This window comes from Pseudomonas sp. efr-133-TYG-103a, assembly GCF_030209235.1.
In the GTDB taxonomy this organism is placed as follows: Bacteria; Pseudomonadota; Gammaproteobacteria; order Pseudomonadales; family Pseudomonadaceae; genus Aquipseudomonas.
This window is the reverse complement of the sequence record NZ_JARVSK010000044.1, coordinates 12,195-22,751: the sequence shown is the minus strand read 5'-3', so window position 1 is coordinate 22,751 and position 10,557 is coordinate 12,195. Positions and strand designations below refer to the sequence as shown.

Annotated in this window: 8 protein-coding genes; all 8 read right to left on the bottom strand. The window is 61.6% G+C overall.

Features of this window, described 5'->3' with window-relative positions; translation table 11 throughout:
- Positions 1–6 precede the first annotated feature (6 nt).
- Positions 7–1,458, bottom strand: coding sequence for a lipopolysaccharide kinase InaA family protein (locus QRN36_RS26470; protein ID WP_285426731.1), 1,452 nt, complete (start codon positions 1,456–1,458; stop codon positions 7–9).
- A gap of 92 nt (positions 1,459–1,550) precedes the next feature.
- Positions 1,551–2,306, bottom strand: coding sequence for a lipopolysaccharide kinase InaA family protein (locus QRN36_RS26465; protein ID WP_285426730.1), 756 nt, complete (start codon positions 2,304–2,306; stop codon positions 1,551–1,553).
- Positions 2,303–3,037, bottom strand: coding sequence for a lipopolysaccharide kinase InaA family protein (locus QRN36_RS26460; RefSeq protein WP_093465197.1), 735 nt, complete (start codon positions 3,035–3,037; stop codon positions 2,303–2,305). Before QRN36_RS26460 ends, QRN36_RS26465 begins: the two co-directional genes overlap by 4 nt.
- Positions 3,037–3,843 carry a lipopolysaccharide core heptose(I) kinase RfaP gene (rfaP, locus tag QRN36_RS26455; protein ID WP_285426729.1) on the bottom strand — a complete coding sequence of 269 codons (807 nt, stop codon included), beginning with the start codon at positions 3,841–3,843 and terminating at the stop codon, positions 3,037–3,039. The genes QRN36_RS26460 and rfaP overlap by 1 nt, the downstream gene beginning before the upstream one ends.
- Complete coding sequence (locus tag QRN36_RS26450; protein WP_285426728.1) at positions 3,840–4,964, bottom strand: glycosyltransferase family 4 protein; 1,125 nt, start codon at positions 4,962–4,964, stop codon at positions 3,840–3,842. The genes rfaP and QRN36_RS26450 overlap by 4 nt, the downstream gene beginning before the upstream one ends.
- Complete coding sequence (gene waaC, locus QRN36_RS26445; RefSeq protein ID WP_285426727.1) at positions 4,964–6,028, bottom strand: lipopolysaccharide heptosyltransferase I; 1,065 nt, start codon at positions 6,026–6,028, stop codon at positions 4,964–4,966. Before waaC ends, QRN36_RS26450 begins: the two co-directional genes overlap by 1 nt.
- Before the next feature lies 1 nt (position 6,029).
- Positions 6,030–7,064, bottom strand: coding sequence for a lipopolysaccharide heptosyltransferase II (gene waaF, locus QRN36_RS26440; RefSeq protein WP_285426726.1), 1,035 nt, complete (start codon positions 7,062–7,064; stop codon positions 6,030–6,032).
- Positions 7,065–7,339: 275 nt separating this feature from the next.
- Positions 7,340–10,291: a bifunctional [glutamate--ammonia ligase]-adenylyl-L-tyrosine phosphorylase/[glutamate--ammonia-ligase] adenylyltransferase gene (gene glnE / locus QRN36_RS26435; RefSeq protein WP_285426725.1), complete on the bottom strand. Its 2,952-nt coding sequence runs from the start codon at positions 10,289–10,291 to the stop codon at positions 7,340–7,342.
- Positions 10,292–10,557: the final 266 nt, after the last annotated feature.

The following is a 10,557-nucleotide window of genomic DNA, read 5'->3' as shown; positions in this document are numbered from 1 at the left end:
TCAGGCTTATTCGAGCGTTTTCGAGACGGTGGGGATACGCTGTTCCAGCAATTGGTGCAGCGCACTGTCGGCGGGCCAGTTGCGCATGAAACGCGCGCGATCCCTGGCGAACGCAGCGGCGAATGCACTCTGGGAGCCGTGCTGACACATGGCGTCCAGATCGATCAACGCCCATCGATCCTGCTGCCAGAACACGTTGTGCCCCTTCAGGTCGCCATGGCTGATGCGTTCACGAATCAGCTGTGCAAACAGCGTGTCCAGCGCCTGCAACTCACTTTCGGGAGCATCGGCATTAGCCACGTAGGGCGCAAACCGCTCGATGATGTCGGGGCCCGGCAGGTGCTCGGTTATCAGATACGCTTTGCGCCGCAGCCAGAAGAACCGCTGCTCCAGCAGCGCGAGCGGCCTGGGCGTTGCGATGCCGAGAAACATCAGGCGATTGCCTTCACGCCATGAATGCCAGGCACGGCTGGGGCGCCAGAACCGCTTGAGCCAGTGCGCGAAATTCTTAATGTTGTAACGCTTGATCACCAGCGCTCGCCCCGCGACGTCGGCTTTTGCCACGCTGGCCGCGCCACCGGTCTTGTACAGATGACCGCTGTCGATCAGCGCATCAGCGTTGTCGAGCACCGGCAGCATCGCGGCTTCTTCCTCGCGGCGGATTGCGCGCAAGGCAAACGGCCCGTCTTTAACGGCGAAGAGGCTGCATTCCCGGCCGATCTTGGTCAGATAATCTTTCAGCCGCCAGCTGCGCACTTTGTCGATCTGCTTCTGCAGGGCCTCGACCGGCAGACCGTGCTCGCCGTTGCTCAGCAGGTAGTAGACCAGTAACTCTTCAGTGAAGGGTTCCAGCGATTTAGGCAGCTGGGCGAAGAACACGCCGAGGTTTTCCAGCACTTTCTGCCGGGACAATGGCTTGCCGGCCTCCTCCACGCGAATACCCGCGCCGTCGATCAAGTACAGCTTGCCGTGCTGACGCAGCAGGTTGTCGAGGTGAAGGTCTTCCTGCCAAAGCCCCTTGGCGTGCATCTGGCCGACGGCGGCTAACGCGTCACCCAGCACGGCTTGCTGTTCATCAGCCAGCGCTGGCAGATGCTCCACCGCCTTCCACGCCTCGCCCAGGCTCTGAGCCTGATCGAGAAACTCGAACAGCAGCCAGCCGCCCTCGCCGTCCTCGAGCCCGTCGGCGAGCAGCAACGGGGTGGTCAGGCCCTGCGCAGCGAGCAACTGGACACCGGCGCGCTCGCGCTGAAAATGCCGGGGCGCCTTCTGGCCGACCAGCAATTTGGCCAGCACCGGCCGGCCCCGCCAGATTCCCGCGCCCACATAACGCTGCCCCGGCAGCACGCGCAGCAGGCTCAACAGCTGCAATTCGGCCGGACCCGCAGCGTCGGCCAGCGCAATGCTCATTGGCAGCGCTGGCGTGCGACCGGCGTTTTTCAGTTCAGACAAACGCATCGGCGCCCTCTTTCATCAGCTAGAACCCTAATCAGTGGCCCATCAGGCACGCAGCTCACTGTCACAGACCTGCATGCCAATCCAAATCCTGCTTACCGGCCGCTGCGCTTATGACTGCCTCGTTTCGCCAGCCGCTGCCACCATGCATCCACCAGTCCGCTGTCGCCGGGGGCCTGAAGGTAGGCGGACAGCATTTCGCGGATCTCGGCCTCATTCCAGACCGGCGCCCGACGCAGCAATGGCTCGATGTCCTTGACCCGATCACGCTGGCCGAAGATCGACTTGCGGGTTTTCTCGAGATCGATCAACTGCGCCAGATAGGCGCCGCCACGGGCCTTGAGGAAAATATGTTTGGGGTAAAAACAGCCATGCACCTGACCCGCCTGATGCAGCGTACGGGCCAGCGTGCCACACGCCTGCAGAATCGCCAGGCGCTGGGTCGCGGTCAGGTCGTTCCACTGCTGCAGCAAAGTATCGAGATCGGTCCAGCCGTCCAGCGCGCGGGTCATTAGGATTGCGCGGCGCTCGCCGTCGACCTTCTTCTCGCCGTAGAACACGGCGTGCAGCGCCGGGATGCCGAGCTTCTGATACAGGCTGATATTGCGAAACTCGCGGGAGAACGAAGGCTCGCCCAGCGGGTGATGCAGCGTGCGCGTCAAGTAATTGCTCTGACGCTTGAGGTAGTAACCGGAGCCCTCCAGCTCCAGCCGGAACACGCTGCTCCAGCCGCCGCGTCCGGTATTGGGCTCGTCCACGGCATCGAGTTCGACATCCCACAGCGAATCGAAATCAGCCAGACCATGACGCTCGAGCAAGCCTCGGTCGGCGTCTGCGATGAAAACACTCATTCACGCCCCTCGAAAAAACCGACGATATGACGGATGCGCTTCTTGTCCGAATCGTTCAAGCGTTCGCGCCCGCGATACTGCAGATAAAAGCGCAGACGCTGAGTCGCGGAAAGGTGATATTTGGCGACCTTGTCCAGGCAGGCCAGATCCTTGGTGATGCGATAACGCAACATGAAGCTGACCCAGAACGCGCCGTTGGGGCAGTCGATCAGGAACACGGTCGATTGGTCGTCCACCAGCAGATTGCGCCACTTCAGGTCATTGTGGGTGAAGTGATGGTCGTGCATGGTCCGGGTATAACGCGCGACCTGCCGGCTGATGGCGTCGACCCAGGCGCGGTCATGCAGGCGAAGATCCTTGTGTTTGGCCAGATCGGACAGATCCTCGGTGCGCGGCAGCTCGCGGGTGATCAACGCGCCGCGATCATAAGCGGCGCCATTACGCTCCAGTCCCCAGGCCACGACCTCGGCGGTCGGAATGCCCCATTTCGCGAAACGCTTGAGGTTCTGCCACTCGGACTTGACCCGTGGTCGGCCCAGGTAACGGCGCAAGCCCTTGCCTGCCGCCACATAGCGTTTGACGTAGTAGTTCACGCCGTTGCGCTCCACCCGGATCACTTCCGACAGCGGATCACGGGTCAGGCGCTCGCCTTTGAGGGCGAATACGGCGTCCAGCGTGCCGAAATCGTCAGCCAGCTCAGCGTAGGCGGATTCAAGATTCCAGCCCGCCATCAGAGCGCATCCCCATAGCGCAGTTTGCGCTGATACAGCTTCTCGGCCTTGCCCTCCAGCCAGCTGAGCAGCGCAGACTCTTCGGCCAGAATCCTGCGCAGCGGCTGCTGAAAGTAGCCCTTGAGAAAGCGCAGTTTGTCGCGGCGCGTCAGGCCGATATCCATCGCTGAAAAATACAGCGCCGCCAGATCCTTGTTGCGCCAGCGCATCGGGATTGCAGAGCGGGTCTGGGCACGGTGCAGGTCGATGACCGACAGTTTGAAGTCTTCGGGCGTGACCGGCTTGTCGGTGTGCAGCAGGAAATGGCAGATGTAGCAGTCGCGATGATTGACGCCGGCGCGATGCATCATGCCGACCAGCCGCGCAACTTCGGCAATGTAGGCGCGCTTCATCCGCGGCTCTGGCGGCTGGTTGCGCCAGTTGATGCTGACGTCTTCCAGGCTTTCGGTCGGCGCCAGCTCCTCGGTGATGATGAACGAATGCTGCGCGGCAGGATTGTTGCCGCGCTCGCCATAGGCCACGGACGTCATGGTGGGTACGCCGACTTCATGCAAACGGTTGATCGCCTGCCATTCCTGGCCGGCGCCGAGCACCGGCAACTTGGCCGACAGAAGATTCTTCGCCACTTCGCCCCAGCCAATGCCGCGATGGATTTTGACGAAATAACCGCGCCCGTCGACTTCCGTGCGCAGCGTGCGCCGGCCTTCGAGCTCGCGATAGACCTGGCCCTGCAGCGCCTCGACGGCCTCGAACGCATCGCGCCCGGCCCACAGGCTCTTGAAGGGTTCAGCAAGGATCAATTTCATCCGTGGTGCTCCGCCAGAATCACATCCGCAGCGTGCTGCGGCATGCTGTAAAGATCAGCCGTGTCGGCGAATGCCAGCCCGTTCCGGCTCCAGGTGCTGCGCGCGGCATCGTCCTTGAGCATGCGGGCCAGGTACTGATTGAGCTGGCTCTGCTCCAGCGGTTCGTCGAGTACCAGGCCGCTGTCGGCCTCAGCGATGTAGTGAGCATAACCACACACCGCGCTGACCAGCACCGGCAGGCCGGCCACCAGCGCTTCAAGCAGCACAGTGCCGGTGTTCTCGTTGTAAGCCGGATGAATGAGCAGGTCCGCCCCCAACAGGAAACGCGGGATGTCGCTGCGCCCCTTCATGAAGGTGACGTTGTCGCTCAACCCGAGCGCCGTGCTTTGCAGCTGGAATACTTTGGGGTCGTCCTGCCCGATTACAAACAGTCGCGTGCGTTTTTTCAGTTCCGGGGGCAGCGCCGCGAGCGCCTTGAGGCTGCGATCGACGCCTTTGGTCTTGAAGCCCGAGCCGATCTGCACCAACAGCAAGTCGTCATCGGCCAGATTGAATTCGCGACGAAACTCGGCACGGATCTGGGCAGCATTGGCGGGCGCGCGGCGATCCTGAGAAATCCCGGGCGGCAACAGATGAAACCGTTCGAGCGGGGTGTCGTAGTGCTTGATGAACAGCGGCTGCTGGACTTCGGAAATCATCAGCACTTCGGTTTTCGCATCCTTGGCGAACACGGCGCGCTCGTAGTCGGCGAAATGGCGATAACGGCCCCAGTACTTGTACAGGCCGTGGCGCAGGTTCTGCGCTTTGTCCTCATAGCAACCGTCGGCGGCGTAGTACACGTCCAGCCCAGGCATTTTGTTGAAGCCGATCAGACGATCCACGGGACGCCTGGCCAGGTCGGCATTCATCCAGTCGGTCAGTTTTTCGTTACGACGGTGGTTGAAGATCGCCTTGACCGGCGCCACCAGCACTTCGAAGCCAGGAGGCACGTCACCTTCCCAGATCAGCGTGTAGACGCGGATCGAATGGCCGCGCTGCTGACACTCCAGCGCGATGCGCATGAAGTCGCGCTGCAGGCCGCCGAAAGGAAAGTATTTATAAAGCACGAATGCCAGTTGCATCACGGATGTTCCTTTGCCAGCAACAGCGAACCCAACTGGCTCGCTACTCGCTCGGGATTCAGGCGAGTGAAGCACATCGGCCACTCGCGTTCGGTATCGAACTGACGCTTGTCTTCAGGCGTCGGTTGATAAGTGCATTTCTTTTGCAGGCACGGCGCGCAGGCCGGATAATCGCCCGCGAGGTGAACCTGCGATTTGCCATAAGCGCCGGTCAGCCCGGGGTTGGTCGGGCCGAACAGCGACAACGTCGGCACATCCAGCGCAGCGGCCAGATGACCCAGCCCGGTGTCGACGGCAACGCAGCCCTGGGCGCCGGCCAGCACTCTGGCGACGCCCGCCAGATTCAGTTTGGGCAGGACGTGCGCTTTATCAAGGCCAAGGGCGATGCGCTCGGCGCGCGCCTTTTCCGCAGGGTTGCCCCAAGGCAGATGAACCTCGACCCCTTGACCGATCATGCGCTCGGCAAGCTGGCGCCAATACACCTCAGGCCAGTGCTTGGTCACCCAGGTGGTGCCATGCAGGAACAGCACGTAAGGCGCGCCACCATCGGCATCGAGCAGACGGCTGCGATCCAGCCCGTAGTCACCGAGCCCTGCCGGGATGTCATAGCCCAAAGCCTGAGCGAACAACTGACGCAAACGCTCGACCGCATGCTGACCACGGGCCACGGGATACGGCCGGTCGTAGAAGCGCGCGGCCAGTGGCTCACGCGCAGAATGTTTGTCCAGCCCGGCGATCGGCGCCTTGACGTAACGCGTCAGCCAGGCGCTCTTCAACAAGCCCTGGGCGTCGATCACCAGATCGTACCGGGTCTCGCGCAGACGCTGCTTGAACTGACGCCACTCGCCCGTTTTCAGGGTCTGCCAAAGGTTTTTACGCCACCGCCGAATCGCCACCGGGATCACCGTGGAGACAGCCGGATGCCACGTCGGAATTTCGGAAAAGCCCTCTTCCACCACCCAGTCGAACTGGATGCCAGGCAGTGCGCGGGCAGCGTCGGTCAGGGCAGGCAATGTATGGATCACATCACCCAGCGACGAGGTTTTGATCAGCAGTACCCGCAAGTCAGGCGACCTCGACCGGCGTGCCGCCCAGGCGACCGAGGGCTTGAATCACCGATTCGGGCTCCAGCAGGCGCAAGCAGTTGTAATGACCGAATCGACAGGTGCGCTCGAAGCACGGGCTGCACTCGATGCCCAACTGAACGATTTCGACCTGATCGGCCAGCGGCGGGGTGAAGCCCGGCGATGTCGAACCATAGACGGCAACGAGCGGCCGATTCAGTGCAGCGGCGACATGCATCAGGCCCGAATCGTTGGACACCACGCCGTCGGCGCAGGACAGCAAGTCGATGGCTTCGGCCAGAGAAGTGCCGCCACTGAGGTTGGCCGATTCCTCGCGCAGCCCCGGAATCAACCGCTCCCGAATGCTCTCGCCGACCGCGTGGTCGTTCTTCGAGCCGAACAGCCACACTTGCCAGCCCTCACGAATCTTCGCTTCGGCGACACTGGCGTAATGCTCGGATGGCCAGCGCTTGGATTCGCCGAACTCCGCGCCCGGACACAGTGCGAGCACGGGACGATCTAGCGACAGACCGAACTTGGCCAGCGCGGCATCACGACTGGCGGGCTCGATGCGCAAAGCGGGTTTTGGGTACGGACGCGGCAGCTCGGCGTCCTTGTCGTAGGCCAGCGCCATGAAGCGCTCGATCATCAGCGGGTATTTCTGCTTATCCAGCGTGCGCACATCGTTGAGCAGGCCATAGCGAAACTCGCCACGCCAGCCGGTGCGCTTCGGGATGCCCGCGAAGAACGGCACGAGTGCCGATTTCAACGAGTTCGGCAGCAGGATCGCCTGGTCGTACTGGCCTTTGAGGGATTTACCGATACGGCGACGGGTCGCCAGCTCCAGCGCACCATGGCCGAGCGGAAAGCTCAAGGCCGTGCGTACCTCTGGCATGCGCTCAAGGATCGGCCGGCTCCACTCGGGCGCCAATACATCGATTTGGCATTGCGGGTGACGCTGTTTCAGGCACTGGAACAGCGTTTGCGCCATCACCATGTCACCGACCCAGCTGGGCCCTACGATCAGAATTCTCATGCTCAATCCAAAAACGACCAGAAACGAGCAGGGAGGCTCATCAGACTGCGTGACGCTTCCACACAGCCTGACGCCTCCCTGTCATAGCTTTATATAGGTCCATTACATCCAGACCTTGCAGCGCTTTCACTGACGTCATCGCGAGCAAGCTCACTCCTGCAGGGGTAATTGACCACTGCAGGAACAAGCGCGCGTCTACAGGGGATATTCAATCTCTGTAGGAGTGAGCTCGCTCGCGATGAGGCCCCAGGATTCAGTGAAGAATCCTTCATGCCTTAACTCAACCCTAACTGCGCCCAGATCCGCATCACTTCGCGCCGCTCGGCGACAAACTGATCGCCGGAGACAACGCCCGCATCCTTCTGCAGAGCCTGTCGATGGGCCGCTGAGCGGTAGGCTTTATACACCTCGCGCAGCAGGCTGGCATCGGCGGCAGGCATCAGACCCACCTCTTCCAGGCCCTCGAGAATCCGGATGTTATCGGTGTAGCGAAGCAGTGCGGGATGCTCTCTGGACCACGCCAGGGCCGCGTATTGCACCATAAATTCGATATCGACGATACCACCGGCGTCCTGCTTGAGATCGAAGGAGGCCGTGGCTTCGAAGGCATTTGGCCCCTTGCCCGCCGCAGTGGCCCGAGTCCCGAGGTTGTCGCGCATTTTAGCGCGCATCTCGCTGACCTCCTGGCGCAACTTGTCCAGGTCGCGCTCGCGCCCCAGTACGGCGGCACGCACCGCCTCGAACCCGCGACCCACATCGGCACTGCCGACCAGCACCCGTGCGCGAACCAGCGCCTGATGCTCCCAGGTCCAGGCCTCGTTCTCCTGATAACGGGAAAACGCGCCGAGCGAACTGACCAGCAGCCCGGCGGCACCGGAAGGCCGCAAGCGCATGTCCACCTCATACAACTGGCCGGAGTTGGTCTGCGTCGTGATCAAGTGAATGATCCGCTGCCCCAACCGGGTAAAAAACTGCGCGCCGTCGATGGGTTTGGGACCGTCAGTTTCGGCCTGGGGGTCGCCATCATGAATGAACACCAGGTCCAGATCCGAACCATGGCCCAATTCGATGCCGCCGACTTTCCCATAACCGACGATCACGAAACCCGGATCGCACACGCTGCCATCAGGCCGACGCGGCGCGCCGTGCCGGGCAACCGTGTGACGCCATGCCAGCGCCAGCACCTGCTCCAGAATCGCCTCGGCCAGCCAGGTCAGGTAATCGCTGACCTTCATCAGCGGCAGGCTGCCGGTGATCTCCGAGGCGGCCACGCGCAACCGGTGCGCGAGCTTGAAATGCCGCAGCGCCTCCATTTGCTGTTCGAGGTCGTCCTCGGGAATACGCGTCAAACGCTCGCGCAGCTCGGCGGCCAGTTCCGGGGCCTGCGGCGGGCTGAACAGACGGCCTTCATTGAGCAACTCATCGAGCAGCAGCGGGAAACGCGCGATCTGCTCGGCGATCCACGGGCTGGCTGCACACAGGGTAAGCAGACGGCGTAATGCGCCAGGGTTTTCAGTCAGCAAGACTAGGTAGGCCGAACGCCGCGCCACGGCCTCGACCAGCGGCAGGACCCGCTCAAGGGTCAGATCAGGATTGTCGTGCTCCACCGCTTGCGCCAGCAGGCGAGGAATGAAGGCGTCCAGGCGTTCGCGTCCCAGCCGCTGCATCGAGCGTAATTGGGAGCTGTTGCGCAGATTGTTGAGGTGCTTCAAGGCCTTTTCCGCGTCCGCGAACCCGCCTTCCTGCAACTGGCGGCAGGCGCTTTCCTCGTTCTGGGACTCTTCCCACAGAGGCAGCCACTCACCTCCGACGATCTCTTCGCCACCTTCTGGCTGACCTTCTTCCTCATCCGGGTCGGCGATGACCTGACGGAAATGCCAGTCGACCCGGCCACGCCAATACATGAGCTTTTCGTGAAAGCTGTTCCAGTCGGCAAAGCCCATGATGAACGCGATACGCGCCTGATCCTGCGCGCCATCGGGCAACATTTGGGTCTGACGGTCGGCGATCGCCTGGATGGCGTGCTCGGTGTAACGCAGAAACTCATAGCCCTGGCGCAGTTCGTCAATCACCGCCGCGGGCAAGTAGCCTTGCCCTTCGAGCGTACGCAGCACCTTGAGCAACGGCCGCTGCTGCAGGCTGAGGTCGCGCCCGCCATGGATCAATTGAAAGGCCTGCGCGATGAATTCGACTTCGCGAATGCCGCCCGAGCCCAGCTTGATGTTCTCGGCCATGCCTTTGCGCCGGACTTCCTGCTGAATCAGCTGCTTCATGGTGCGCAGCGCTTCGATCGCGGAGAAGTCCAGATAACGCCGATAGACGAACGGGCGCAGCATTTCCAGCAGCTCGTCACCCTTGGCCCGATCGCCGCCGACCACCCGCGCCTTGATCATCGCGTAGCGTTCCCAGTCACGGCCCTGATCCTGGTAATACTGCTCCAGCGCGTTGAAGCTCAGCACCAGCGCGCCGGAGGAGCCATACGGACGCAGGCGCATGTCAACGCGAAACACAAAGCCATCCACCGTCACCGGGTCCAGCGCCTTGATCAGCCGCTGGCCGAGCCGGATGAAAAACTCCTGGTTATCCAGCGCCCGCTTCACCCCTTGCGTTTCGCCGCCTTCGGGATAGGCGAAGATCAGATCGATGTCCGAGGAAAGGTTCAGCTCCACGGCGCCCAGCTTGCCCATGCCGAGGATGACCATCTGTTGCGGCTCGCCTGTCCGACGGCCGGTCGGCGTGCCGAATTGCTGGCAATGACGCTCGTAAAGCCATCGATAGGCAAGGTCGATGCTGCCATCGGCCATGTCGGAAAGGTCGCGGCAGGTTTCGACAAGATCAGCCTGCCTGGTCAGGTCACGCCAGATAATTCGCACTTGCTGGCGCGTGCGTTGACGACGTAGATTACGCCCCAGTTCATCGTCGGTGGTCGCTTCAACGACCGCTCGCGCAATCTGGCCGTGTAATTCGCCAGCGCCAAAACTGCGCTCCAGCTCGCCGGACTCGGCCAGTTCGAGGAGCATCAGTGGATCGCGGGCCACATGCTCGGCCACGAAATCACTGGCGCCGCAGACGCGGTCGAACGCCGCCAGTCGAGCGTGCGGCCAAGTGTCGAACCTAGCCTTGTCGACGTCCGTCAGTGCGTCGAGCGATGCGCGGAACGACTGTTGTGCACGAGTGACCAACGGCAGCAGGATGGCCGGCAACTCAGCCAGCGAGGGTAGGCTCATGGTCTATCCTAGGTCGGCGTTCGAAAGACTACCTGCCCTGGTAGGCACACCTGTCGCTGACAGGACTGTCGAACAAAGGTTAAAAATTGCTGGCGATTTGTTTTCTTTGACTGCCAGCATTGGTTTTAAGGTTTTTCATTTGATCTTTTAACTAGAATTACCGTTTTATCTGACACAGCAACGCGAGCGAAAACATCGCTAAGCTGTAGTTTTACTACTGTATATACAAGTCAAAAAGCTGAATTAGCCGAAGATTTGTAGTAAAA